Here is a 25,945-nt window from a genome sequence, read left to right as displayed (position 1 = left end):
CCTGTCGGGTGAGTTGGGGTGCGTCAGCGGGCGGCGGGCGCGTCGGCCGTCGGCGCCGGGGCGGGTTCGGCGCCCGGCTGCCGGGCCGGGCTGCGCCACAGCAGGATCAGCACGGTCGACACGGCCAGGGAGGCGACGGGGATCAGCAGGCCCGCGGTGACGGTGGAGCCGTCGGTCTCCTTGCCGACGATGTACGGGCCGACGAACCCGCCCAGGTTGCCGATGGAGTTGATGGTGGCGATGCCGACAGCGACATGGGTCCTGGAGATGCTGTCAGTGGCCAGCGACCAGAACGGCGGCAGCCAGGCGAAGGCCCCGACCCCGGTCACCGCCAGCGCGACCACCGCGGGCCCGGGGTGGTGGCGCAGCGCGATCACTCCGGCGAGGCCCGACGCGGCGAGGGCGAGCGGCACGGCGACCAGGTACTTGCGCTCGCGGGCCCGCTTGGACAGCTGGGCCGTGACCAGCAGCCCGATCGCCGCGCAGATGTAGGGGATGGCCGCGATGAAGCCGATGTTCGTGGCCGAGTAGTCGGGGTTGATCTGTTTGATGATCAGCGGCAGGAAGAGGTTGAACCCGTAGGTGCCGATGGCGAGCGCGAGATGGGTCGTGGCCAGGTGCAGCACCCGGCGGTTCTTCAGGGCGGCGAGCTGGGCCCGTACGCCCTCGTCGTGGCCGGTGCCCTGCTCGGCGTCCAGGGAGGAGCGCAGCCAGTCGCGGTGGGCGGGGTCGAGCCAGCGCGCGGTCGCCGGGGAGTTGGGGAGGAGGACGAAGGTCACGACCGCCATCAGGACCGCCGGAATGCCGGTCAGGATGAACAGCCAGCGCCAGCCCGGCAGCCCCCACCAGCCGGTGTGGTCGAGGATCAGCCCGCCGAGGAGCCCGCCGCAGATGAACGAGATCGGCTGGGCCAGCACCAGCCAGCCCAGCGCGACGGCCCGGTCGCCCGAGCGGAACCACATGGTCAGGTAGACGATGATGCCGGGGAAGAAACCGGCTTCCGCGACGCCGAGCAGAAAGCGCATCACGTACAGCATCTGCACATTGGTGGTGAACCCGGTGATCACCGTGATGATCCCCCAGGTCGCCATGATGCGGGCGAGCCAGGCGCGGGCGCCGAAGCGGCGCAGCAGCAGGTTGCTGGGCACTTCGAAGAAGAAGTAGGCGATGAAGAAGATCGAGGCGGCGAAGCCGTACGCCGCGGCCTTGATGCCCAGGTCCTCGCCCATGCCCAGCTGGGCGAAGCCGACGTTGGTGCGGTCGATGTACGCGATGACATAGCCGACGGCGATGAGCGGAAGGATGCGCCAGGAGATGTGCGAGACGGCTGCCCGCTCCCCGGCCTCGTCCAGAGTCGCGGTGGGGGGCCCGCTTGGTGCGTGTGTCATGTGCTTCCTCGGTCCGGCGGGGATGAGCGGTTCCGGCGGGGGTGGGGGGCGGGGATGAGGGGTTGCGGGGGTGAGGGGGTTGCGGGGGGTGGCCGGGTGGGGAGGCCGGCTCAGCTCATGATCAGTCCGCCGTCGATGTTGATGGCCTGCCCGGTCATGTAGTCGGAGTCCGGTGAGCAGAGGTAGAGGGCGAGGCCCGCGACGTCGTCCGGCGTCTGCGGGCGGCCCAGCGGGACGACGGCGGTGCGCCGCTTCCACGCCTCGCCCTCGCTCCAGCCCTCGGCGGCGGCCCACTCCTGGTCGATCTGGCGCCACATGTCGGTCCCGACCAGGCCGGGGCAGATGGCGTTGACGGTGATGTCCGGGGCCAGCGCGTAGGCCGCGGTCTGGGTGAGGCTGATGACCGACGCCTTGCTGGCGCGGTAGTGGGGGGTGAGGGGTGCCATCGGGCCGGCGCCGTACCGTCCGGCGATCGACGACATCGTGATGATCTTCCCTCGGGGGCGGTCGGCGGCCAGGGGTTCCTGGGCGCGCATCCGGGCGGCGGCGGCCTGCATGGTCAGGAACGTGCCCTTGACGTTGACCGCGAAGGTGGCCTCCCAGTCCTCCTCGGTGATCTCCAGGAACGGTTTGACCTGCACGATGCCCGCGTTGCAGACCATGACGTCGAGCCGCCCGAGCCCGTCGGCGGTGCGGCGGACCATCTCGGCGCAGTCGGCTGCCCGTGTCACATCGCCCCCGACGGCGAGCGCCGGCCGGCCGAGAGCGGACACCTCGTCGCGTACGGCCTCGGTGCGGGAGGCGTCGCGGTCGATGACGGCCAGGTGCGCGCCCGCCGAGGCGAGCCGCAGGGCGATCGACCGTCCGATGCCGCGCCCGGCACCGGTGACCGCGACACAGAGACCGCTGAGGTCCGCCACTCTCGTCCCTTTCGTCGCTGCGCCCGGCGGCGTCGGCCGAGCCGGTTCGCTCTGGGACACTAGGGAACGGCAATCTTGGATACAAGACTTGTGTACTGGATATTTGGCCACGCCCCTGAGGCGATCGCATACGGCGGGGCATGACCGGGCTCGGCGGGTACCCGTATCACCCGTATCACCGGGATCGCGAAGGAGACGAGCCGATGACGACATGGACGAGCGACGAGCTCAGCAGAATCGCGGCGGCCGACGAACTGGAGATGGCTCCGCTCCGCGGCGACGGCACACCGCGCCAACCGGTGCCGATCTGGGTGGTCCGCGACGGCGACGACCTGTACGTCCGCTCCTACCGGGGCAGCGAAGGCGCCTGGTACCGCGCCGCCCGGGCCAGCCACGCGGGCCACATCGCCTCCGGTGGCGTCGACAAGGACGTCACCCTCGTCGAGGCGCCCGACCCCGGCGTCAACGAGCGCGTCGACGCCGCGTACCGCTCCAAGTACCGCCGCTACAGCGGGGAGTACGTGAGGCCCATGGTCGCCGACACGGCGCGCGCCACGACGCTCAAGCTCGTACCGCGCTGACCCCTGGCCGGCCCGGCCGAAGCGCCGTGGTGGAAATCCGCTCGCCTTCTCGACGACGACGGCTACCGTGGTCTCATCCGGGAGGGTGCCCGGTGCGCAGGCAGCGGATACTTCTGGATCAGCGATCCTCGCGGGTTCGAATCCCGCCACCGGCCTTATGGCCGGCGTGGCCGAGCGGCCGAAGGCAAAGGCACCGCAGCCGACTCCTGACCTCGGGCACCCTCCCTCATGCCGGCCCTCTCCCCTCCCGGCGGGGTCTGGCCTTCGATATGAGCCAGATGCACCCGCTCGGGGGTAAACGCCCTTGCGGGGGGAAATGCTCTGACGAAGTGCGGTAGTCGAGTCACCGCGAAGGTCCGCGAAGGTCCGGGAAGGTCCGGGAAGGTTCGACGGTTCAGGGGGGAGGCGACCGCGGCATGGGCGGCGCCTTGTACCTGGAGCCGCGGTTGGGGCCAAGGCTCGGGTCGCTGCTGGGGTCGGACCGCCTTCTGCACACCCTCGTCGACGCGCTCGGTTCGCCGCTGGGCGTGGTGCTGCCGGAGCAGCTCGCCGACAACGTGGAGCGGTTCCGCTCGGTGTACCGCGGCCATCACCTCGCGGGCCAGATCTTCCTGGCCCACAAGGCGAACCGTTCCAGTGCCCTGCTGCGGCGCCTCGCCGCCACCGGCGCGGGGGTCGACGTCGCCTCCCTCGGCGAGCTGCGGCACGCCCTGGGCTGCGGGTTCGCCCCGTCCCTGATCACGGCCACGGGGCCCAAGGAGCCGCGGTTCCTGTGGCTGGCCGCCCGGACCGGGGCCACCGTGAGCCTCGACTCCCCCGCCGAGCTCGACCAGCTCGCCACTTTGGCGCGCGCCCACGGGCTGCCGCGCGTCCGGGTGCTGCTGCGGCTGTCGGGGTTCGAGGGGGCGGGCGTCAAGGTGCTGACGCGCCGCAGCCGCTTCGGCACGCCCGTAGCGGAGCTGGACGCCGTACTGGACACCATCAAGCGGTGCGAGGACGCGGTGGAGCTGACCGGCGTCGCCTATCACCTGGACACCACGTCCCCCGCCGAGAAGGCGGTCGCGCTCGAGGGCTGTCTGCTGGCCCTGGAGGAGTGCCGCGGCCGGGGCCTGACACCGCGGGCCGTCGACATCGGCGGCGGATTCGGGGTCAACTACCTGGCCGACCGTACGCAGTGGGAGCGGTACACGACCGAGCTCGCCCAGGCCGTCCTGGGCACCCGCCCGCCCCTGACCTGGGGCGGCCACGGCTATGGGCTGCGCGAGGACGGCGGCACGCTGCGCGGCACGCTCGGGGTGTATCCGGCGTACCGTCCGGTGGCCGGTGAGCGGTATCTGGACGATCTGCTGTCCCGCCCGGCCACCGCCTTCGGCAGCCGCCCGCTGGCCACCCTGCTCCTGGAGCACCTCTACGACCTCCACACCGAGCCCGGCCGCGCCCTGCTCGACCAGTGCGGGGTGACCCTGGCGAGGGTGCTGGAGACCCGGGAGGCGGGGGCGGGCCCGCTGTGGGTGCGGCTCGCGGCCACGGCGGGCGACATCGGCCTTGAGGAGCACGGCATCCTCATGGACCCCGTCCTGCTGCCGCGCGAACCGGGCGCGGCCGGGGCCGCCAGGGACGCCGGGGACGCCGGGCCCGTGGAGACGTATCTGTTCGGAAGTCTGTGCCTGGAGTCCGATCTGATCACGCGGCGGGCGGTGTTCCTGCCGCGCCGCCCCGCGCCCGGCGATCTGATGGCCTTTGTGAACACCGCCGGGTACTGCATGGACTTCCATGCCACGCGGGCGCAACGGCACCCCGTCGCCCGCAAGGTGGCCGCCTGGCAGGACCGCGCCGGGTGGCGCTGGTGCCTGGACGAGGAGTACTGGCCGATCACACCTCCTGGGGGACAGCAGTGAGGTACGACAGCATCACCGGGGCCATCGGGAACACCCCGCTGGTCCGCATCGACCCGGCCGTGCACGGACTGCGCCATATCGACCTGTACGCCAAGCTGGAGCTGCTCAACCCCTTCGGGTCGGTCAAGGACCGGGCCGCATGGCACATGGCGCGCCCGCGTCTGGCCGCCGCGGTGGAGGCCGGCAGCCAGGTCGTCGAGCTCTCCAGCGGAAACACGGCCAAGGCGCTCGCCGTCATCGCGGGTATGCACGGGCTGTCCTTCAAGAGCGTCACCAACCGGATGCGGGTGCCGGAGATCAAGGACCTGCTCCTGCTGCTGGGTGCGGAGATCGAGGAGTTGCCGGGGCAGAGCGAGTGTCTGGACCCGACGGCGACGGACGATCCGCTCACCGTCTTCCACCGCACGCTCGCCGCCTCCGGCAGCGCCTATCTGCACACCGACCAGTACTTCAACGCCCGCAACACCGAGGCCCATGTCACCGGCACCGGGCCGGAGATCGTCAAGGATCTGGACGGCAGGGCCCCGGATTGGTTCATCGCCTGTGTGGGCACCGCCGGGTCCTCCACCGGCGTCGCCCGCGTACTGCGCGAACACGACCCCGGGGTGCGGGTCGTCGGCCTGGTGGCGGCCAAGTCCGACTTCATCCCGGGCATCCGCACCCTCGACGAGGTGCACGAGGTCGGGCTGTTCGACCCGGACACCTACGACACCATCGAGTCCGTCAGCGCGGACGAGGCCATCGACGGACTGCTGACCCTGAACCGCCGCTGCGGCATCCTGGCGGGGCCCACCGGTGGCGCCGCCTATGTCGGGGCCGTGCGCCACCTGCGCGCACACGACGAGACGGCGCGCGACGAGCCGCCGTCGGAGCCGGGCGGGCGCAGGACCGCGGTGTTCATCGTCTGCGACCGGGTGGAGAGCTATCTGAGCTATGTCCGGCAGCGGCGCCCGGAGTTGCTGGGCCGCCCGCGCCGGAAGCACTCGGCCGCCGGCCTGTCCGACGCCGAGGTGCGGGCCGCCCCGTCCATCCCGGTCCCCGACGCCCTGGCGTGGATCGACCGGGAGGGGCCGCTGGTGGTCGATCTGCGCAGCCCGTACGCGTACGCCGCGCTGCACATCGACGGGTCGGTGAACATCGTGGACGAGCTGTTCGAGGAGTTGGTCCACGGCGGCCTGCCCTTCAGCCGCAGCCGGCCGGTGCTGCTGGCCTGCCCGGTGGGCGAGAAGTCCGCCCGGTACGCGGCGCTGCTGACCCGGATGGGCCACCCCGATGTGCGCAGCCTCGAGGGCGGCATCATCGCCTGGCGCGACGCGGGCGCACCGCTCGTACGGGACTGACATGGCCGGCACACCGACAGAGCCGACAGAGCCGGCCGAACCGGCCGAACCGGCCGAACCGGCCGATCTGCGGGAGTGGCAGAGGCGGCTGCGCGCCCAGTTCCCGATCGTCACGGGCCACCCGGACCTGGTCTACCTGGACAGCGCGGCCACCGCGCAGAAGCCGCAGGCGGTGCTCGACGCCGTGTGGGCCTACCTCACCACCACCAACGCCAACGCGGGGCGCGCCACCTACCCCTGGGCCAACCGGACCACGGCGCTGGTCGAGGAGGCCCGGGACCGGATCAAGGAGTTTCTGCACGACCCGGCGCCCGACCGGTCGTGCACCCACTTCACCAGCGGCACGACCGAGGGGCTGCGGACCGTGGCCCGCGACTGGCTCCCGGGGTATCTCGCCGACGGGGACGAGATCGTCGTCCCCGTGGCGGACCACCGGGCGAACATCTCCCCCTGGCTGGAGGCCCAGCGGCTGCTGGCCCGCCAGGGTGTCCGGGTGTCTGTCGTCGAGATGCCGTACCAGAAGGGCTCCGGCGACTACGACCACCGCGCCCTGGCCGCACTCGCCGGGCCCAGGACCCGGTTTGTCGCCGTCACGCATGTGCACCACGTCTACGGCGCGGACATGAACGTCCACCGCGTCCGCCGGGCCGTCGGACCGGAGGCGGTCATCTGTCTGGACGCGGCCCAGAGCGTCGGCCATCTGCCGGTCTCCGTGGCCGATCTCGACGTGGACTTCGTCGCCTTCTCCGGGCACAAGGCCATGGCCCTGCCGGGCTCGGGCGCGGTCTGGGCGCGGCAGGCGCGCGGGCCGGCGTTCCGGCCCGGCGGCTGGAGCGGCACCCCGAACACCGCGGGCATCGTCTCCCTGGCCGCCGCGCTCGACTGGCTGGACGCGGCGGGCCCAGGCCGGATCGAGCGCTGGACGGTGGCCCTGGCGGCCCGGCTCACCGACGGGCTGCGGCAGTTGGGCGCGTACGAGGTGCTGGGCTGCCAGACCAGCCTCGCCGCGGACTCGACGGTGCAGCGGCGCCAGGGCATCGTCGCCTTCCGGCATCGCGACATCGACTCGGGCGACCTGGGGTTCATCCTCTTCAGCCATGGCTTCATGGTCCGTTCCGACAGCCACTGTCAGGGCAGCGCGGGTGAGCGGACCGGGTCGGTGCGGGTGAGTCTGCACCTCCACAACACCCCTGAGGAGATCGAGCGGCTGCTCAATGTGCTGCGCGGTCTTCAGTGAGACTCGGGGATGAAACTCGGCGAATCGGGTGAATTCCCGGGGCAGATGTGAATGGGAACCGTTTCCATCTGTAGGCTTCGGGCTCGTTCCGGCCACAGGCGCGAAGAGAAACGGCAAGGTGGTACGTTCCGATGGGGCTGAGCAGGGCCGCGGCCGAGCGGTGGGTAGGGCGCTGGGAGCGGCAGCAGCAGCGCTATGCCGTCGACCGCGAGGAACGGTTCACCGTGATCGCCGACGTCGTGCAGCACAGCACGGCCGACCGGCCGCGTCCGCTGATCGTCGACCTCGGCTGCGGCCCCGGGTCGCTGACCGCCCGGCTGGCCGAGCGGATGCCGGCCGCGGAGATCGTCGCGGTGGACCGGGACCCCCTGCTGCTGGCCCTCGCCCGCACCCGCCACGCCACCGCGGCCCGCTATGTCGAGGCGGTCATCGGCGAGCCGGGGTGGACCGACGCACTGGGCCTGCACGGCCCCTTGGACGCCGCGGTCTCCACGACGGCGCTGCACTGCCTCGCCGAGGAGTCGCTGCGCCGGACCTACCAGCGGCTCGCCGCCCTGCTGCGCCCCGGCGGCGTCCTCGTCAACGCCGACCACTTCCCGCCGGACGACACCCAGCCGGCGCGGATCGCCGCCCATGTCGGAGAGCGGCGCTCCGAGCGGCTGCGCGCCTTCGCCCACGAGGACTGGGATTCCTGGTGGGCCGCCACGGCCGAGGACCCCGAGCTGGCCGGGCTGCTCGCCGAGCGCCACAGGAGCCGGCGGGCAGCACACCAGGGGGGCGCGGGGGTCGGCCACAACGGCCTGTGTCTGTCGCGGCACATCGCGCTGCTGCGACAGGCGGAGTTCCACCAGGCCGGGCCGGTCTGGCAGTTCGGGGACAGCCATGTCCTCGTCGCCGTACGCCGGTGACAAGGGGCGCGGATGCCGTCCGGCCACCGGTCAGTGGCCGCGCCGCGGCGGGGGCCCGGCGACGCTCTCGCGTACGACGATGTGGGTGCCGAGCAAGTGGTGGGCGCCCGCCGCGTGTTCCGGGTCGCGCAGGGCGATGCGTACGGCGGCGCGGCCCAGTTCCTCGGCGGGGGTGCGGACCGTGGTGAGCGGGGGGCTGAAGTCCTCGGCGAGGGGGATGTCGTTGTAGCCGACGACGGAGATGTCGTCGGGAACGCGCAGACCCGCCTCGGCGATGGCGCGCAGGGCTCCCGCGGCGACCATGTCGTCCCCGGCGAACACGGCGGTGAACTGGGGCGATCCTTGGAGGAGTTCGGTCATGGCGCGGTGTCCGGCCGCCCGGCCAAGACCGCAGTCGACGACATGCGCGGCCTCGGGCGGCAGCCCGTGCTGGGCGAGGGCGGCCCGGTAGCCGGCGACGCGGGCGTCCAGGGCGGTGTTGCCGGGCAGCCCGCCGAGGAAGACGATCGCGCGGTGGCCGGCAGAGAGCAGATGTCCGGTGATGGCGTGGGCCCCGGCCTCGTTGTCGAACTCCACGACGAGCGCGGGGATGTCCGGGTCGGGCGCGGGCCGTCCGCACAGCACGAGCCGGGCGCCGGAGGAGTCGAGGGCCTGCGCGTAGTGGGCGACCCGCTCGCGGTAGGCGTCGTCCTCGACCACCCCGCCCACCAGGATCACCAGCCGTGCGCCCTCCTCCCGCATGAGCTGTACGAACTCCAGCTCCCGCTGCGGATCGCCGCCCGTGGTGCCCACCAGGCACAGCCAGCCGCGCGCGGCCGCCTCCGCCTCCACGCCTTCGGCCACCTGGGCGTAGAAGGGGCTGGTGACCTGGCGCAGCACAACGGCGACCATCTTGCGGCCGCCGCCGACCAGGGCGCGGGCATGGGCGTTGGCGACGTAGTCCAGGGCCCGCGCCGCACGCATGACCCGGGTGCGGGTGGCGGGCGGGACCGGGTAGTTCCCGCTCAGCACGCGCGAGACCGTGGCCACGGACACGCCCGCCCGTTCCGCCACCTCGCGGATCGTGACCCGCCCCTTTGCCGCCATCTCGCTACCCGCTCTCCTCGCCGCGTACGTGTCCGCGGCCATTGTGTCGCCCCGTCCCGTCAGCCCAGGAAGCTGAGCCGCACCTGGCGGTCCGGGTTGTCCCTGTTGGTGTCGACGAGGCACACCGACTGCCAGGTGCCGAGCGCCATCCGGCCGCCGATGACCGGGAGCGTGGCGTGTGGGGGGACGAGTGCGGGGAGCACATGGTCGCGGCCGTGGCCGGGGCTGCCGTGGCGGTGGTTCCAGCGGTCGTCGGCGGGCAGCAGATCGTGCAACGCGGCGAGCAAGTCGGTGTCGCTGCCCGCGCCCGTCTCCAGGATCGCGATACCGGCGGTCGCATGCGGGACGAAGACATTGAGCAGCCCGTCCCGGCCCTGGCTCACCTCCCTCAAATACGCCTCGCAGTCGGCCGTGAGGTCGGCGACCGTCTCGGTGGAGCCCGTGGTGATGCGGAGGACATGGGTGCGGAAGGTCTGGGTCATGCCTCCATTTTCGTACGTCCGCTCGTAAAACCGCCGCAACAAAGGTCCGAGTGGCAAGACACCATTGACCGGATCCGGACGCCGTCGCTACGTTCAAGGGCATGCCTACGTCAGCCTTGCTCACCACGCGCGGTCATATCGACCTGCTGCGGGTGGCCTCCGCCGCGTGTCCCGGCGGCTGCTGATCCCCTCACGGCTTCGCGCGTAAGCACGCCCGCTCCTGGGCGTCTTACCGCTTCCCCCACTTCTCCTCCCCCGCTTCCCTCACCTCCCCTTTCGCCCTCCGGCCGCCGCCGTGCACCGCGCGGGCGGGGGCGAGGCGTATCCCCTTTGTGGAGCCTTCATGTCCCCGGTTCTCGAACCGGTCGTTCCGCTGTCCGCGCGCCGCCGCACCGTGCCCCGGTGGCTGCGCCGTACGACCGGGCCCCTCGTCCTGCTCATCGTCTGGCAGGTGTGCAGCGCCACCGGCGTGCTGTCCCCCGACACCCTCGCCTCCCCCGGCACCATCGCCCGTACCGGCTCCGACCTGGTCGGGGACGGCACCCTGCCGCACGCCATGCTGGTGTCGGTGCAGCGGGTGCTGGTCGGGCTGGCGATCGGCGCGGTGGCCGGGGTGTCGCTCGCCCTCGTCTCGGGGCTGTCCCGGCTGGGTGAGGACCTGGTCGACGCGACGGTGCAGATGCTGCGCTCCATTCCCTGGGTCGGGATGATCCCCCTGTTCATCATCTGGCTGGGCATCGGCGAGGCGCCGAAGATCGCGCTCATCGCGCTCGGGGTGACCTTCCATCTGTACCTGAACGTCTACGCGGGCATCCGCGGGGTCGACGCCCAACTGATCGAGGCCGGGACCTCGCTCGGGCTCGGCCGCTGGGGGCTGATCCGCCATGTGGTGCTGCCCGGGGCCCTGCCGGGGGCGATGACCGGGCTGCGGTACTCGCTCGCCACCGCCTGGCTGGCACTGGTCTTCGGCGAGACGATCAACGCCGACGACGGGATCGGCTTTCTGCTCAACCGGGCCCGGGAGTTCTTCCAGACCGATGTGATCGTGGTCTGCCTGATCGTCTACGCCGCGCTCGGTCTGCTCGCCGATTTCATCGTCCGTACTCTTGAGAGGCTGCTGCTGCAATGGCGACCGAGCTTCACGGGCAAATAGGCCCGGTCGAAAAGGATCTGCCCGCCGACCCCGCCGCCGTACGGGTCCACGGGCTCACCCGCGCCTTCGACGGCCGCGCCGTGATCGACCGGCTGGAACTGACCGTGCGCCCGGGCGAGTTCGTGGCCCTGCTGGGCCACAGCGGGTGCGGCAAGTCCACCCTGCTGCGCGTCCTCGCCGGGCTCGACCGGGAGATCGAGGGTGAGGTGCTGGTGCCGCGCGCCAAGGCGGTCGCCTTCCAGGCGCCGCGTCTGATGCCGTGGAAGCGGGTGTGGCGCAATGTGCTGCTGGGGCTGCCCGGCCGCCCCGGGCGGGCGGTCGCCGAGCGGGCGCTGGCGGAGGTCGGCCTCGACCACCGGTCGAACGCCTGGCCGAAGACGCTGTCCGGCGGCGAGGCCCAGCGCGCCTCGCTCGCCCGCGCGCTGGTGCGCGAGCCCGATCTGCTGCTGCTCGACGAGCCGTTCGGCGCCCTGGACGCGCTCACCCGCATCAAGGCCCAGCAGCTGGTCGCCGAGGTGTGGCAGCGGCGCGGCTGCGCGGTGCTGCTGGTGACGCACGACGTCGAGGAGGCGCTGCTGCTCGCCGACCGGGTCCTGGTCATGGACCACGGCGTGATCGCGTACGAGCGGCGGATCGGCCTGGAGCGGCCGCGCGACATCGCCGATCCGCGCTTCGCGGAGCTGCGCACCGAACTCCTGGACCGGCTGGGTGTGGAGGCTCCCGCCGGCACGCCCACGGCATCGCCCCGCAAGGTCGCCTGACACCCCCCGCGCCGAACCACCCGATCGGCACCCTCCCCCCGCACCCCCCCGAACCACCCTCACGAACGGATCTGCCGATATGAGACGGCGTATCGCCCCGGCCCTGCTCCTCCCCTTCGCCCTTCTGCTGGCCGCCTGCACCGCCGCGTCCTCCGCCGACGGCTCGGGCGGTGCGGGCTCGAACACCGACGGCAAGGGCGACCTCACCCTGCGGGTCGGCGACCAGAAGGGCAATGACGAGTCGGTGCTGCGCGCGGCAGGCGAGCTGGACGATCTGCCGTACAAGATCCGGTGGTCGACCTTCACCTCCGGGCCGCCGATCCTGGAGGCGGTGAGCGCGAACGCCGTGGACATCGGCGGGGTGGGCAACACCCCGCCCGTGTTCGCCGCGGCCGCCAACTCCAAGATCAAGGTGGTGGCCGCCAAGCACGGCACCTCAGCCGGCGAGGCGCTCCTGGTGAAGAAGGGCTCGCCGCTGAAGAAGGTGGCCGATCTCAAGGGCAAGTCGGTGGCCGTCGCACAGGGCAGCTCGGCGCACTACCAGCTCGTCGCCTCGCTCGCGAAGGCCGGCCTGTCGATCAAGGACGTCAAGGTCACCTTCCTGCAGCCCGCCGACGCGCTCGCGGCCTTCACCCGCGACAAGGTGGACGCCTGGGCCACCTGGGACCCGTACACCTCGCAGGCGCTGCGCTCGGCGGACGCCCGCACCCTCACCACCGGCCAGGGCGTGGTCAACGGGCTCAACTTCCAGGTCGCCAACCCCTCCTCGCTCGACGACAAGAAGAAGGCCAAGGCGATCGGCGACTATCTCAAGCGGCTGCGCCGCGCCCAGGACTGGGTCTACAAGCACCCGGAGGCATGGGCCAAGATCTGGGCGAAGGAGACCGGGCTGCCGTACGAGGTGGCGCTGGACTCGGTGAAGCGGACCAATGGAACCCGGGTGTATGTGGCGGTCGACAAGCCCGCCGTGGCGTCGGAGCAGAAGATCGCGGACACTTTCGCCGAGCTGAAGCTGACCCCGCGCCGGTTCGACTTCGCCGATTACGTCGACACCAGGTTCAACGGCGGGCTGCCGCCCTCCACCACGGCGCCGCGCAGTTACGGAAAGCACTGAGCCGACAAAATGAGAATTCAGAATTCGCCCGCCAAAGAAAGGCCATAGCTTTATCCGGGAAGAATTCTGTTAACGTGCCGTCATGAAGTCGCAGCCCGTGGCCGACGGGCGCGCCGACCCCGCTCGACGCGCCCGTCGCCGTGTCCGTACCGGCGGCCCCGAGGGGCCCGTGTTCGTCGATTCCTCGGGGCGCAGGACCCGTCTGATGCGGCGGGTCGGCGTGGTCGCGGGAATCGCTTCCCTCGGATACGCCACGGTGCTCGCGGCAGCCATCATGGGCGGCACTCCTTTCGCCCCCGAGACGCTGATCCCGGGGAGTGCGGCGGCTTCCAAGGAAAGCAAGCAGTCCGATAAGGGCCGCTCCAAGAAGGATAATTCGGCGTCTTCCACACCCTCCCTGGGACCGTCGGCCTCCACGAGCCGCACCGCCGTCATCGTGCCCACGGCCCGGCCTTCACCCTCCACCAGGAAGCCGACGGCGAGCGGGCGGGCGTCCGGCTCGGCCAAGGCCAGCGCGACGGCATCTCCCCACGCCTCCAGACACCACCCCTCCAAGCCCCACCCCTCCAAGCCCCACGCCTCCAAACCCTCCGCCACGTCCTCGGCCTCGGCTTCGGCTTCGGCGTCGTCCTCGGCATCCTCCTCGGCGCCCCCGAAGGCGACCCCCTCCGCGTCCCCCTCGGCCGACCCCACCGCCACGGACACCCCCGAGGACAGCTCGACGAGCGATCCGGAGGCCGTCGGCTGACGTCCCGGCCCGGTACGCGCCAGAGCCGTTCGTCCGTTCGCACAGGCGCTGCCGTCCCGGGGCAGCGCCGCTCGCGGATCAGCGGACGCCGCGCCGCGTTCCTCGGCGTTTCGGCCAGCACCGGGCACGGGGGCGTCCCCCGCGCCCCAAGGGTGGATGCATCCCACACGCTGTGCGCGGCGCGCTGCGACGCGGAATCCAACCCGTCTGAAACACGTGTGTTCGATACCGTCGTTCCCGTCGTTGGCCCCTGTAGCGCCGATCGTTCGCAACGAGCCTGCAGGAGGACCCAGTTGACCTCAGCTGATGCCCAGGACACACGGGAGACGCGGGACACGCGGGAGACGCAGGACACGCGGGCCGCGACGCCTCCTCCGCCGCCGCCCGCGGAGATCACCTACACGGGGGAATACTCGGTGAACCCGCTGGGCGGGGTGTCCTTCCGCGATCTGTGCGCCCAACTCCCCTCGGTCCTGCGGCGCATCGCCAGGATGTCCTGGGACATCGACCGGCGAGCGGTTCTGCTGCTCCTGGCCTGCCAGTTGGTCACCGGCGTGGCCGCGGCCGTGCTGCTCACCGCCACCGCCGGCGCCATGCGGCCGGTCCTCGGGGGCGGTGCCGTCGGCGACCGGCTGCATCAGGCCCTGCCCGCCCTCCTCGTCGTGGCCGGCGCGACGGCCCTCGCCCGTGGTGCGGGAGCCGTGGCCGACTACGCCCAGCGGCGGATCACGCCCAAGCTCACGACCGCGGCGGACACCGCCCTGGTCGAGGCGGTCTGCCGGGTCGAGGCCGCGGCGTACGCGACGGACGGTTTCGCGGACCGGCAGGAGGCCGCGGAGATGGGCGTGATCCGCACCCATGTGATGGTCGGCGACGCCCAGCGCTTCCTGTCCGCCCTCATCAGGATGGTCACGGCAAGTGGTGTCCTGTCCGTGCTGAACGCGCTGATGCTGCCGCTGCTGCTGCTCGCCGTGCTCCCGGCCGGCGTCGGCGCGGTGCTGGCCGCGCGCGTCGACTACGAGATCCACTACGCCAACGTCGCCGACCGCAATGTGCGCGGCATGATGCGGTGGTGGTCGACGACGCCCAAGTACGGCGACGAAGTCCGCGCCAACGGCATGACCGACTACCTGCTCTACTGGTATCGCTCCCTGTCGGAGCGGGTCGACCGGCGCACCCTGTCGGGGGCCCCGCGGACGCTGCGCATCGCCGTGGTGTCCTCGCTGGTGAGCGGAGTCTTCCTCGTCGCCACCTGGGCGGCCCTCGCCTGGCTGGCCGTGACGGGAAGGATCGCGCTCGCCATCGCCGCCACGGCGGTCGTCGCCGTCCAGACGACGCTGGCCGCCCTGTCCCAGGTCATCACCAGTGGGGCCGCGGTGTTCCACACCAGCCTCTACCTGAGCGACATGCAGGCGTTCCTCGACGACGCCGACGAGCGGGCGCCCAAGCGCGGCCCGCTGCCCGTGGTTGCGCCCGTGGAGGAGATCCGCCTGGAGGAGGTCGTCTACCGGTACCCGGGAAAGGACAAGCCGGCCGTGGACGGCGTCTCCCTGACGCTGCGGCGCGGCGAGATCCTCGCGGTCGTCGGGGTGAACGGCTCCGGCAAGTCGACGCTGACCCGCCTGCTCACCGGGATCTATCTGGCCGACAAGGGCCGGGTGACCTGGAACGGCGCGGATCTCACCGAGGTGGATCCGGCCACCCTGTGGCACTGCACCGGGCTGGTCCCGCAGATCTTCGCGCAGTGGCCGCTCAGGGTCCGCGAGAACGTCACGCTGGGCCAGCCGCGCACCTTCGACGACGGTGCGGTGTGGGCGGCGGTCGACGCGGTCGGCATGCGGGAAGCCGTGGAGGACCTGCCGAGCGGCCTCGACACCCTGCTGGCCCGGGAGGTGTTCGGCGGTGCGGAGCTGTCCGGTGGGCAGTGGCAGCGCCTGGCCTGTTCCCGGGCCCTGTACCGGCGCCCGCCCTTGCTGATCCTGGACGAGCCCACCTCGCAGATGGACCCGCGCGGCGAGCACGGGATCTTCGAGCGGATCAAGGCCATCGCCGCGGACCGCATCACGATCGTGGTGACGCACCGGTTGGAGAACACGAAAGTCGCCGACCACATCGTGGTCATGGAGCAGGGCCGCATCACCGAACAGGGCCGGTACGACGACCTGGTCCATGCGGGCGGCACCTTCGCCGAACTCCTCGCGCTCTCACAGGATCGCTGACGGAAAGCCGTCTTCCCGCACGGCTGCCTTCCCGCACCATGGATATCGGTCGCATACACGGAAAGGATGTCGTGCGTATTCCGTTACTCACGCCTTCGGAGGGGGATGCAGTGCGAGGGCAAGGGCACGGTCACAACGAGCTGAGCGGTACGGTGCACGGACCCGCGGTCCAGGCGGGGACGGTGTACGGCGGCATCCACATCCGCGCCGAGGCCGGCGAGGGGCGGGCCGAGCACGGCAGACCACCGCAAACCCCGTGGCAGCTGCCGCCGTTGGTGCGCCTCACCGACCGCACGGAGGAGCTGGAAGCGCTGGAGCGGCATCGCGACCGCAGTACTCGCGAAGGCTGTCCCACGCTGGCCGCGGTCAGCGGTCTTGGCGGGGTCGGCAAGACGGCGGTCGCGCTGACCTGGCTGCACACCCTGCGCCCGCACTTTCCCGACGGCCAGCTCTACGCGGACCTGGGCGCGCAGTCCCCGAGCGGTCCCGCGGCCCCCGATGAGGTGGTGGGCCGTTTTCTGCGTGCGCTCGGCGTCCCGGCCAAGCAGATGCCGACGGCCCTCGCGGACCGGGCGGCGCTGTACCGTTCCCTGACGGCGAGCAGACGGCTTGTCGTGCTGCTCGACGACGCCGCCACCGCCGCCCAGGTCCGGCCGCTGCTGCCCGGGGGCCAGAGCATCACGGCCGTCACCAGCCGCCAGCGGATGCCGGGCCTGACCGTGGACGGCTGCCACGCACTGCATCTCGAACCCCTCGCCACGGAGGCGGCGGTGGAGTTGCTGGAGGTCACCCTCGCCGACGGCCGGGTGGCCGCCCAGCCCGACGAAGCCCGCGCCCTGGTCGAACTGTGCGCCGGGCTGCCGCTCGCGGTACGTGTCGCCGGCGCCCGGCTCGCGGCGCGCCCACGGCGTCGGATCACGACGATGGTCCGCGCCCTCACCGAGGAGCGCGGCCGTTTGGAGGCGTTGGCCATCGAAGGCGACCACAACGTGAGGGCGGCGCTCGACCTGTCGTACCAGGGGCTGTCGCCCGAGGCCGCCCGCCTGTACCGGCTACTGGGGCTGCACCCGGGACCCGAGTTCGGAAGCACAGTGGCCGAGGCGGCGCTGGTCAGGGACGCGACAGAAGTGCTCGACACGCTCCACGACGCGAATCTGCTCATCGACACCGGGGAAGAGCGCTACCGGTTCCACGATCTGGTGCGGCTGCACGCCACGGCGAAGGCCGAGGAGGAGGAGTCACCCGAGGAGCGCGCCGCGGCGCTGCGGCGCATGGTCGACCACTACCTGGCCACCGCCACCCGTGCCGAGGAGATCATCGACCCTCAGCATCGCACGATGGCCCGCGACTACGGTCCCGGCCCGGTGATCACGGCGGACCTCGGCGACGATGCCGAGGGTGCGCTGGACTGGCTGGAGAGCGAACTGCCCAATCTGATGACCGTGATCCACCGCGCGCGCCCCGCGGGCTTCCCGGCCGTCGCCTGGCAGCTCGCGGACGCCCTGTGGCCGCTGTTCCTGCGGCGCAAGTTCTACGACCAGTGGCGCGCCGCGCACCAGGAAGGGCTGGTGGCGGCGGAGGAGTTGGGCGACACGGCCGCACAGTGCCGGATGCTCACCTCCGGCGGGGTGGGTGAGCTCGGTCTGGAGAGCCACGAACGCGCCCTTGACATGTTCGAGCGAGCGGCGCGGACGTTCCGCGCCGCCGGAAACTCGCTCGGCTACGCACGCACCCTCAACTACCAGGGGCTGGCGCACCAGAGACTCGGCCACCTGGACCGGGCGGCCGAGCTCTTCGAGCGTGCCGCCGCTGAGTTACCGGCGTGCGGCGACCGACGGGCCGGCGGTCTGGCCCAGCTCAATCTGGCCGATGTCGCGCTCACGCAGGGGCGGCTCGAAAAGGCGACCACCGACGCCGAGGCCGCCTGGGCGACGCTGCGGGAGGCGGGCGACAGTTACAACGCGGCACGCGCGGCCACACTGCTCGGCCGCGCGTACCTCGCCCGGGACCTGCTCGACCCGGTGGAAGACCTGCTCTCCACGGCGCTCACGACGCTGCGTGGCATGGCCGCCGACTATGAGACGGCCCGCACCCTGGAGAGCCTGGCCCATCTCGCCGAGCGGCGGGGGTCGCCGGAGCTCGCCCGGGGCCGCTATCAGGAGGCGCTTGATCTGTACGGCTCGGTGGGCCGTGCGGAGTCGGCGGCCGCCCAAGCGGTACGGGCCAGGCTCGCCCAGTGGGAGGACCGCGCCCGGGACTGAACCCCCGGCAGCCGCACCACCGCCGATTCCAGGGCCGTGACCGGGAGTCCGGCCACCAGCCAGGTGTGGGCCAGGGAAGCCCACAGGCCCCAGGGCGGCACCGACGACGGCCGTCGGGCCCGGAGGTCGAGCGTGTGGCCTCCGGGCCCGAGCCACAGCCGGCAGCGGGGACCGCGGTGCACCGCGAGCACCAGCGCGCCCGGGTGGCCGGCCCGCAGCTGGGCGATCCCCTCCTGTCCCTCGCCGGTGGCCAGCAGCACATCGGCAAGCGTCGACCAGCGGTCCGGGGCCGGGAGCTCCACCCGCAGATGCTCGTCCACGATCTCGGCGCCCGATTCCGGGTGGATCAGCACGCCTCGGATGAGGCGCGCCGCCTCCTGTCCTTCGGTGCGCTCGGACACCGCCACCCTCAGCGCGGTCATGACACCACGCTGCCGGGCTCGTCGTAGCGCACCACGAACGGCAGCCGCGCGGGCTCGGCGGCCGGCCGGGCCGCGGGAGCCCGCAGCCGCAGTTTGCGGTACATCAGCGCGCGCATCTTCCGGGCGAACCGCCCCGGCTCCGAGCTGATGCGCGCGGCGACCCGCTGGTGGCGATCCGGCTGGTAAGTGACGGAGCTACGGTGGAGCTGCCTGCGGAGCGGCCGGTCGTCGAGCAGCCTGGGCGCGAACGAGCTCAACTCGGCGAGTGGCGACGCGGGATCGACATGGGCCTCGGGGACGCCGGCCAGCAGAACGGGGGCGCCCGTCATCGCGCCGTACAGCGAGACGGAGCCGTGGTCGCCCACGATGTAGTCCGCGGCGACGAGCGCACCGACCCAGTCGGCGCACTGGCTGACCACGGTGAGCCCCAGGCGGCCGAGGCCGGCCAGCCAGCTTCGGATCTGCCATTCGCCGTGGGCGTTCCACACGTGCGGATGCAACAGCACCGCCACCCGGTACTCCTCGCGCGGCAGCTCGCCGACCAGCCGCGCCAGCAGCGCCTCTCTCCGGGCGAGCAGCGAGTCGGGTCCCCAGGTGGAGCAGGCCAGGACCAGCCGCTGGTGGGCCCGGACGCCCAGGGCCTCCCGGTACAGCGCCCGCGAGGGAAGGCTCGCGGTGATGCGGTCGAAGCAGGGGTCGCCCACGACCTCCGCGGCGGGCAGCGCCTCGGGACACTCGCGGCCGAGCCGGGCGAGCTCCTCCTGATGCGCCAGCACAAGCGTCTCGGGCACCAGCACACCGTCCCGGACGAGCCGCTGCCTGCTCAGGCCGTACACCCCTCGCTGCCCCACCCGGTGCCCCCGGTTCGCCCCGGGGACGATCTTGTTGTGGCCGGCGCCGTGCGGGAGCACGATCACGGGAGCGTGCAGTTCGTGGAGGCTGCCGTGGCCCGCGGCCAGCGCGAGGTCGAACGGCGTCTGCACCGCCTGGCTCCACGGCAGCACCAGCCCCTTGAGCCCTTCCAGGAAAGCCGCCACCCCGTTGCTGAACACGTCAGGGGCCGATGTGAAGAACACCTGCACCCGGGAGTCGCCCTCCAGCAGCCGGACCGCGTCGAGCAGCCGCCGCCCGGCGGTCACGGTGTGCACCACCGCCAGGACCCTTCGGCGGATCCGGCACGTGGCCCACCGCTCGACGTCCAGACGCACCGGCACATGGGGCCCGTGTGCTTCTTGCACAACCACGTTCATCGAAGTCAATCCCCCCGGATTCTTCTTCCGGACCGGTCACCCGGTCCCGTCGGCGGCGACGTTCCGCTGTCGCCACCACTTCGCTGCCCTCCGGGGTGGATGGCCGACTTGCAGGAATCCTGCACTCCACGTGCGGAAATGACCATGGCGCATGTGCGCCCCATCGCGCACCCGTGCGCCTCTGTCCGCTACCCCTGGGTGGACAACGACAGTAAGTTGAGTGCCGCGCGATGGTGCGGGCGCTGCCGGAGGCGGCAGGAAGTAGCACACCCATCGGGGGCGATGGTGGAACTTCTTGCTCTGGGACCCCTTGAACTATGGCATCACGATCAGCAGTACACGCTCGGTTCGGTGAAAGAGCGATGCGTGCTGGCCGTACTGGTCCATGCCCGGGGTGAGCCGGTCACGGCCGAAACGCTGATGGACCGCGTCTGGGACGGCCACCCGCCCCGGACGGCCCTGGACACGCTGCACAGCTATCTGTCACGGCTGCGCGGGCGCCTCAGCAAGGCCGTCGGAGACCTCGCCGAGGTGAAACGGCCCTCCCCCGGGCTCTACCAGCTCCGGGCCGCCCCCGAGGCCATCGACCTGCTGCGCTTCCAGAGACTCCGTACGGAAGCGGGCGCGGCCGCCGAGCGGGGTGAGCGGGGGCGGGCCGTACGTCTGCTCCATGACGCCGAAGCCCTGTGGCGGGGCGAACCGTTGACGGAGTTCGGCTGCGCCTGGGCGGCCTCGGCCCGCGCCCGGCTCGTCGAGGACCACCGCCGGGTGCGGGAGGAACGGATCCGCCTGGAGCTGGAGTTGGGGCGGCACGCGGATCTCGTGGGCGAGCTCCAGGAACTCGCCGCACAGAATCCGCTCGCGCAGAAGGTGATCTGCCACCTCATGCTGGCGCTCTACCGCTGCGGCCGGGACGACGAGTCGCTCACCCTGTACCGGAACACCCGCCGGCTGCTGAAGGACGACCAGGGAATCGAGCCGGGACCGGAGCTCCGGGAGCTCCACGAGCGCATCCTCAAGCAGGATCGTGCGCTCCTGGAGACGCGGCGCGACACCGAACCGGGCACCGCCGCGGCCCCCAACAACCTTCCGCGCGCCACCCGGGACTTCACGGGGCGGGTGGCCGAACTGCGCATCCTGCTCGCGGACCAGGCCTCCGCTGACGGCGGCACGGCCTCCCTGCCGCTCACCGTGATCCACGGCATGCCGGGCGTCGGCAAGACCGCCCTGGCCGTTCGCGCCGCGTACCGGCTGCGTACGGCCTACCCTGACGGGCAGTTCTACATCGATCTGCACGCTTACAGCGGCCGCCCGCCGCACGACCCCGCGGAGGCGCTGGCGGCCCTGCTCCAGGCGTCCGAATCGCCGGGGCCGCTCCCCGATTCACTCGACGAGCGGGCTGCCAGATGGCGACAGTGGACGGCCCGCCGTCGCGTGCTCCTGATCCTCGACAACGCCCGTGACTCCGCCCAGGTGATGCCCCTGCTGCCCGGTGCCCCCAGCTGCCGGGTGATCGTGACCAGCCGGAACCGGCTCGCCGGACTGGACGGTGCCACCTCGCTCTTCCTGGACGTGCTGTCACAGGCGGAGGCCGCCGCCCTGTTCACCCGCGTCGCGGGCCCTGCCCGCCTGTCCGTCGACGCCACGGCCCTCAGGGACGTCGTCGCGGCATGCGGCTGCCACCCCCTCGCCCTCCAGTGGCTCGCCGGCCGGTTCCGGCACCGGGACTCCTGGGACCTCCACCACCTCCTCGACCGGCTGACCCAGGCGGCGGACCCCCTCGAGGAGTTCGACGACGCGGTCGCGTCGGCCTTCCGCCTCTCCTACGCCGAGCTCAGCGGTCCGGCACAACGGCTGTTCCGCCTCCTCGCCCTGCACCCCGGCCCCGACATCACCCTCCAGGCCGCGATCGCGCTCACCGGGCTGGACGCCGCGCCGGTCCGCAGGAGCCTGGAGACGCTGTTGGACGGCCACCTGCTGGAAGAGTCCATCCGCGACCGCTACAGCTTCCATGACCTCGGCCGCGCCTTCGGCCTCCAGATCTGCTCCGAGGCGGAGTCGGAAGCCGCCCGCCGCCAAGCGGTCGACCGGCTCTTCGACTACTACCTCACCGCCGCCCACCGTGCCGCCCGACTCGCTCATCCGGCCCGTCGCACGCTGTCCCTGCCACCGGAGCGGGAGTCCGCTCAGGCGCCGCGGTTCACCGACGCCGACGAGGCGGCGGTGTGGCTCTCCCTGGAACGCGCCAACCTCCTGGCCGCCGCCCGCGTGTCCGCCGCCGAGTCGCCGAGCCATGCCGCGCTCTTCCCGCACGCCCTGGCCGCCTCACTCAAGCTGTGGGGCACCTGGGGCATCGCCTCGGAGCTCTACGACGCGGCGGTCCTGGCCCTGCGCGCGCAGGGCGACCGGGCGGCCCTCGCCCGAACCCTCGTGGAGCGCGCGGACATCCTGGCACAGCGACAGCATGACGAAGCCCAGCACTGCGCCACGGAGGCCCTTGCTCTCTTCCAGGAGTTCCACGATCCGCACGGCTGCGCCGACGCTCTCCTGCAGCAGGGCCGGGCCCACCTGGCGGGGGGCCGCGGAGACATCGCCCTGCGCACACTCGACCAGGCGTCGGCGCTGTACCGGACGGTCCGCGATCGGTCCGGAGAGGCGGAATGCCTCAATGTGCAGGGTGCGGCGCTGTGTTACGCGGGTCGCTACGGCGACGCGCTCCACAAGGTCCAGGCCATGCTCTCCCTGCACGAGGCGCTCCAGGACGAGGCCGGGCAGGTGAAGGCCCTCAACAACCTCGGGGAACTCCACTATCTGCAGGGCCGCTACGAGGAGGCCCGCCACTACTACGAGTGCTCTTTGGTGCTCGCCCAGCAGCGTGGCGCCCGCCAGGAACTCGCCATTCTCGACACCAACCTGGGTGCCGTCTACCAGGCGACCGGCCGGACGGACCGAGCGCTCGCCTGCTTCCAGCGTGCGCTCGACAGCCACCGGGCCGGCCACGACGCCTTGGGCGAGGCGAACGTGCTGATCAGCATGGGCACGGCGTACGCCGCGACACATCGCGGGCGCGAGGCCCTGCTGCACTTCACCATGGCCGAAGAAGTCGCCCGCGGCATCGACAACTCCTACGAGCGCCAGCGCGCGTTGCTCGGGATGGCCGAGGTCCAGCGGGAGTCGGGCCGACTCGGCGACGCCCTGACACTCTTCGAACAAGCCTGGGACATAGCTCGGACCGCCGACTTTCCGCTCGGCTCCGCGCACGCCCTCGCCGGGCTCGCCCGCACCGCGCTGCTGTCGGGTCACATCGAGCGTGCCCGCCGCTGTGGCGAGCAGGCGATCGCCCTGTACAGAGGTCTGGAAGCCGAGACGGAGGCGGAAACGCTCCGGTCTCTCCTCGCGGACCAGGGCCTGACCGGCTCCTGAGGACGCTCAGGAGCCGGTTTCGCCGGGCCGGGAACCGGGTCAGGCACCCAGGTGGCCACCCGCGGCCGACGGGATCACCCACATCCACTGCGACATGAACGCGGCAACGAAAGTGGCAGCAGCGACAGACTTGAGAGTACGAAGCACCAAAACCTCTGTGGTGATTGCGGGATTGGGCACCCGAGTGCTTGATCGACACGAGTGTGTTCGGGACTTTACACCCCGTGTCACTGTGTCCAGTAGCTGGACCGCTCGCACCGCCGGGGCCATCGCCGCCCCATCAGCCCAGCGCCTTGCGTACGTTGCTCCGCAACACCTCGACATCGCCGCCGACCGCCGCGTACGTGTCCTCGTGCCGCTGGATGTCCGCGCGCTGACGCTTGGCAAGGGCGGCCCACCACACGCCGAGGGTGTTGTGTTCCCGCTTGCACTCGACATCGGCGACGGCCGTGTCCACCTCCCGCCGGGTGTGGGCGGTGTTGCCGTCCTTGTCCCGCCGCCACGCCTTGGTGCTGTACGCGGCCACCGGATCGGCGAACCGCTTGCCGCCCTTGTGCACGACGCACGTCGACCAGGTGGCGAAGGCCCGGCGCACCTGCCGGTCCTTCGTCACCGCCTTCCGCAGCTCGGCATCGCGTGTGGCGGGAAAGGTCCACAGGCGCCTGGAGTCCGCGATGCCCTTGAGCAGTTGCTCGTTCGCCCGTCCCGAGCACCCCCGCTCGGAGGACTTGCTCCCTCTCGGTGTGGCTCCGCTGGTGGACATGCCGTACAGGGCTGCGTACTCCGCCTGGGTCATCGCCCGTCCGGTCGGCTCCAAAGCCTTACGGCGTTTCGGCTCCCAGCCGTAGCCCCACCGCTTGGCCTGGTCGAGGTCGAACGCGCCCAGCGGTGTCGGCGGGGCGGTGATGACCAACGTCCTTCCCGGGGTGGAGAGAGCCGGAGGCTTGGGGTCGGCGGGGAAGTCGGTGAACCCGAGGCCGACCATGCACCGCTGGGCCAGGAGGCGCTGTGCCTTGCCGAACCGCTTGCTCTCCTCGGTGCTGAGCCGGTAGCGGTCGAGCGGGAGGTCCGGCAGGTCCTTCTCCTCCTCGACCTCCGGCACCCCCTTCGCGCCGGGCGGCGAGGGCGCGTCCGCGCCGGAGCCGCAGCCGGCCACCGCCACCGCGGTCAAAAGGGCGGCGGCCCACCACCGCGCACGACTCGACACTCGCGAAACCATCGAACACCCTCCCGAGGCGCCCCATCAAAGAGGTCGGACCTTATCGTCCCGCCGCGTCCACGACGAAAGCGGCCCGGTGGGAAGATCCGGCCGCAGGCCGTAGTTAGTAGAAACGTGAACGACACAGCTGCGGTGCGCGAGGTGGACGTCGTGGTGATCGGGGCCGGGCAGGCGGGGCTGTCCAGCGCCTACCACCTGCGGCGGGCCGGGTACGAGCCGGGGACCGGCTTTGTGGTCCTCGACCACTCCCCGGGCCCCGGTGGCGCATGGCAGTTCCGCTGGCCGTCGCTGACGTACGGCAAGGTGCACGGGATGTACGACCTGCCGGGCATGCGGCTGACCGGCGCGGACGACAGCCGTCCGTCGTCCGAGGTGATCACCGAGTACTTCGCGCGCTATGAGTCCGCCTTCGATCTGCGGATCGTCCGCCCGGTCGATGTCACGGCGGTGCGCGAGGGGGACGGCGGGCGGCTGCGGGTGGAGAGCTCGGCCGGGGTGTGGTCCACGCGCGCGCTGATCAACGCGACCGGCACCTGGGACCGCCCCTTCTGGCCCCGCTACCCCGGGCAGGCCACGTTCCGGGGGCGGCAGCTGCACACCGCCCAGTACCCGGGGCCGGAGGCGTTCGCGGGACAGCGGGTGATCGTCGTCGGGGGCGGAGCCTCCGGTGTGCAGCATCTGCTGGAGATCGCCGAGGTGGCCGCGGAGACCACCTGGGTGACGCGGCGGCCGCCCGTCTTCCGCTCCGGGCCCTTCGGCGAGGAGCAGGGGCGGGCGGCCGTGGCGATGGTGGAGGAGCGGGTGCGGCGGGGGCTGCCGCCGCTGAGTGTGGTGTCCGTGACCGGGCTGCCGATGACCGAGGCGATGCAGCGGGCCCGTGCGAAGGGGGTGCTCGACCGGCAGCCGATGTTCGAGCGGATCACCCCGGACGGGGTGGTCTGGGCGGACGGGCGGTCCGTGGACGCCGATGTGATCCTGTGGGCCACCGGCTTCCGCGCCGCCATCGACCACCTCGCCCCGCTGAAGCTGCGCGAGCCGGGCGGCGGGATCGCCGCCCGGGGGACGCGGGCGCTCCGCGACCCCCGCGTCCATCTGGTCGGCTACGGCCCGTCGGCCAGCACGGTCGGCGCCAACCGGGCCGGGCGGGCCGCCGTACACGAGATCCGGGAACTCCTCGCGGCCCCCGAGCGCGCCACCGCACCGGCCGCAAAGGCCGAATCGGCCGTGTCCGCCGCGCCGGCCGTGTCCGCCGCGCTGGTGTAGGCGGCTCCGAGCGGCGGGCCCTACGCCCCGCGCCCGGGGCGACCGGCGACCGCGAAGGTGGAGTCGCGGACCACCAGCTCCGGCTGCAGGACGATACGCCGGTGCCGGTGCGCGTCGGCCTCCTCGCCGGTCTCCTCGATCAGCAGCTCCGCCGCCGTACGGCCCATCCGGAAGGCGGGCTGCCGTACGGACGTCAGCGGTACGGCGGCCGCCGCCGCGAACTCGATGTCGTCGTACCCCACCAGCGCCACGTCCCCGGGCACCGACACCCC

General features: G+C 72.0%; 22 protein-coding genes. 14 read left to right on the top strand and 8 right to left on the bottom strand.

Annotated features, from left to right (window positions below; all coding sequences use genetic code 11):
- Positions 1 to 23: 23 nt before the first annotated feature.
- Both ACFZDL_RS28010 and ACFZDL_RS28005 read right to left on the bottom strand, forming a co-directional pair.
- Entirely contained in the window at positions 24 to 1,388 is a 1,365-nt protein-coding gene (locus ACFZDL_RS28010; RefSeq protein ID WP_353591388.1) for an MFS transporter, read from the bottom strand.
- A 110-nt stretch (positions 1,389 to 1,498) separates the two neighbouring features.
- On the bottom strand, positions 1,499 to 2,308 hold the full coding sequence (locus ACFZDL_RS28005) for an SDR family oxidoreductase (RefSeq protein ID WP_353591389.1): 810 nt from the start codon (positions 2,306 to 2,308) through the stop codon (positions 1,499 to 1,501).
- A 203-nt stretch (positions 2,309 to 2,511) separates the two neighbouring features.
- Between ACFZDL_RS28005 and ACFZDL_RS28000 the strand changes: the two genes are divergently transcribed.
- The 5 genes from ACFZDL_RS28000 (at position 2,512) to ACFZDL_RS27980 (ending at position 8,272) form a co-directional block, all read left to right on the top strand.
- Positions 2,512 to 2,889 carry a DUF2255 family protein gene (locus ACFZDL_RS28000; RefSeq protein ID WP_353591390.1) on the top strand — a complete coding sequence of 126 codons (378 nt, stop codon included), beginning with the start codon at positions 2,512 to 2,514 and terminating at the stop codon, positions 2,887 to 2,889.
- 416 nt (positions 2,890 to 3,305) lie between these two features.
- Entirely contained in the window at positions 3,306 to 4,787 is a 1,482-nt protein-coding gene (locus ACFZDL_RS27995; RefSeq protein ID WP_353591391.1) for an alanine racemase, read from the top strand.
- Entirely contained in the window at positions 4,784 to 6,127 is a 1,344-nt protein-coding gene (locus ACFZDL_RS27990; RefSeq protein WP_353591392.1) for a pyridoxal-phosphate dependent enzyme, read from the top strand. Before ACFZDL_RS27995 ends, ACFZDL_RS27990 begins: the two co-directional genes overlap by 4 nt.
- A 1-nt stretch (position 6,128) precedes the next feature.
- Positions 6,129 to 7,364 carry an aminotransferase class V-fold PLP-dependent enzyme gene (locus tag ACFZDL_RS27985; protein WP_353591393.1) on the top strand — a complete coding sequence of 412 codons (1,236 nt, stop codon included), beginning with the start codon at positions 6,129 to 6,131 and terminating at the stop codon, positions 7,362 to 7,364.
- A gap of 131 nt (positions 7,365 to 7,495) precedes the next feature.
- Entirely contained in the window at positions 7,496 to 8,272 is a 777-nt protein-coding gene (locus tag ACFZDL_RS27980) for a class I SAM-dependent methyltransferase (RefSeq protein ID WP_353591394.1), read from the top strand.
- A 30-nt stretch (positions 8,273 to 8,302) separates the two neighbouring features.
- Here the strand turns inward: ACFZDL_RS27980 and ACFZDL_RS27975 are convergent, their stop codons facing one another.
- Both ACFZDL_RS27975 and ACFZDL_RS27970 read right to left on the bottom strand, forming a co-directional pair.
- Positions 8,303 to 9,358, bottom strand: coding sequence for a LacI family DNA-binding transcriptional regulator (locus ACFZDL_RS27975; protein ID WP_353591395.1), 1,056 nt, complete (start codon positions 9,356 to 9,358; stop codon positions 8,303 to 8,305).
- A 59-nt stretch (positions 9,359 to 9,417) separates the two neighbouring features.
- Positions 9,418 to 9,840: a secondary thiamine-phosphate synthase enzyme YjbQ gene (locus tag ACFZDL_RS27970; protein WP_353591396.1), complete on the bottom strand. Its 423-nt coding sequence runs from the start codon at positions 9,838 to 9,840 to the stop codon at positions 9,418 to 9,420.
- A 101-nt stretch (positions 9,841 to 9,941) separates the two neighbouring features.
- Here ACFZDL_RS27970 and ACFZDL_RS27965 point away from each other — a divergent pair, with 101 nt between their 5' ends.
- The 7 genes from ACFZDL_RS27965 (at position 9,942) to ACFZDL_RS27935 (ending at position 18,096) form a co-directional block, all read left to right on the top strand.
- Entirely contained in the window at positions 9,942 to 10,025 is an 84-nt protein-coding gene (locus tag ACFZDL_RS27965; protein WP_353591654.1) for a putative leader peptide, read from the top strand.
- A 158-nt stretch (positions 10,026 to 10,183) separates the two neighbouring features.
- Positions 10,184 to 10,993 (top strand): ABC transporter permease, encoded by an 810-nt coding sequence (locus ACFZDL_RS27960; RefSeq protein WP_353591397.1) that lies wholly within the window; start codon positions 10,184 to 10,186, stop codon positions 10,991 to 10,993.
- On the top strand, positions 10,966 to 11,754 hold the full coding sequence (locus tag ACFZDL_RS27955) for an ABC transporter ATP-binding protein (protein WP_353591398.1): 789 nt from the start codon (positions 10,966 to 10,968) through the stop codon (positions 11,752 to 11,754). The genes ACFZDL_RS27960 and ACFZDL_RS27955 overlap by 28 nt, the downstream gene beginning before the upstream one ends.
- A 79-nt stretch (positions 11,755 to 11,833) precedes the next feature.
- Positions 11,834 to 12,868 carry an ABC transporter substrate-binding protein gene (locus ACFZDL_RS27950; protein WP_353591399.1) on the top strand — a complete coding sequence of 345 codons (1,035 nt, stop codon included), beginning with the start codon at positions 11,834 to 11,836 and terminating at the stop codon, positions 12,866 to 12,868.
- 82 nt (positions 12,869 to 12,950) lie between these two features.
- Positions 12,951 to 13,616 carry a hypothetical protein gene (locus tag ACFZDL_RS27945; protein WP_353591400.1) on the top strand — a complete coding sequence of 222 codons (666 nt, stop codon included), beginning with the start codon at positions 12,951 to 12,953 and terminating at the stop codon, positions 13,614 to 13,616.
- 491 nt (positions 13,617 to 14,107) lie between these two features.
- Complete coding sequence (locus tag ACFZDL_RS27940) at positions 14,108 to 15,835, top strand: ATP-binding cassette domain-containing protein (RefSeq protein ID WP_353591655.1); 1,728 nt, start codon at positions 14,108 to 14,110, stop codon at positions 15,833 to 15,835.
- A 110-nt stretch (positions 15,836 to 15,945) separates the two neighbouring features.
- Complete coding sequence (locus ACFZDL_RS27935; RefSeq protein ID WP_353591401.1) at positions 15,946 to 18,096, top strand: NB-ARC domain-containing protein; 2,151 nt, start codon at positions 15,946 to 15,948, stop codon at positions 18,094 to 18,096.
- Here ACFZDL_RS27935 and ACFZDL_RS27930 read toward each other — a convergent pair.
- Positions 17,991 to 18,518 carry a hypothetical protein gene (locus ACFZDL_RS27930; protein WP_353591402.1) on the bottom strand — a complete coding sequence of 176 codons (528 nt, stop codon included), beginning with the start codon at positions 18,516 to 18,518 and terminating at the stop codon, positions 17,991 to 17,993. The two genes, ACFZDL_RS27935 and ACFZDL_RS27930, sit on opposite strands and share 106 nt — an antisense overlap.
- The gene (locus tag ACFZDL_RS27925; RefSeq protein ID WP_353591403.1) at positions 18,515 to 19,768 is read right to left on the bottom strand and encodes a hypothetical protein; all 1,254 of its coding nucleotides are present in this window, start codon (positions 19,766 to 19,768) and stop codon (positions 18,515 to 18,517) included. The genes ACFZDL_RS27930 and ACFZDL_RS27925 overlap by 4 nt, the downstream gene beginning before the upstream one ends.
- Before the next feature lie 351 nt (positions 19,769 to 20,119).
- On the opposite strand from ACFZDL_RS27925, the gene ACFZDL_RS27920 reads away from it, so the two are divergent.
- Positions 20,120 to 23,191, top strand: coding sequence for a BTAD domain-containing putative transcriptional regulator (locus ACFZDL_RS27920; RefSeq protein ID WP_353591404.1), 3,072 nt, complete (start codon positions 20,120 to 20,122; stop codon positions 23,189 to 23,191).
- A 280-nt stretch (positions 23,192 to 23,471) separates the two neighbouring features.
- Here the strand turns inward: ACFZDL_RS27920 and ACFZDL_RS27915 are convergent, their stop codons facing one another.
- Positions 23,472 to 24,398, bottom strand: coding sequence for a hypothetical protein (locus ACFZDL_RS27915; protein WP_353591405.1), 927 nt, complete (start codon positions 24,396 to 24,398; stop codon positions 23,472 to 23,474).
- A 144-nt stretch (positions 24,399 to 24,542) separates the two neighbouring features.
- Here ACFZDL_RS27915 and ACFZDL_RS27910 point away from each other — a divergent pair, with 144 nt between their 5' ends.
- Positions 24,543 to 25,673, top strand: a complete 1,131-nt coding sequence (locus ACFZDL_RS27910) for an NAD(P)-binding domain-containing protein (protein WP_391192802.1) — start codon at positions 24,543 to 24,545, stop codon at positions 25,671 to 25,673.
- A gap of 20 nt (positions 25,674 to 25,693) precedes the next feature.
- Here the strand turns inward: ACFZDL_RS27910 and ACFZDL_RS27905 are convergent.
- Positions 25,694 to 25,945: substrate-binding domain-containing protein (locus ACFZDL_RS27905; protein ID WP_391192694.1), on the bottom strand; the 252-nt coding region annotated here is incomplete at its 5' end.

The organism is Streptomyces sp. NPDC007917 (genome assembly GCF_042959105.1).
Taxonomy (GTDB): Bacteria; Actinomycetota; Actinomycetes; order Streptomycetales; family Streptomycetaceae; genus Streptomyces.
The sequence above is the reverse complement of the archived record's forward strand: the minus strand, read 5'-3'. Positions and strand labels throughout refer to the sequence as shown.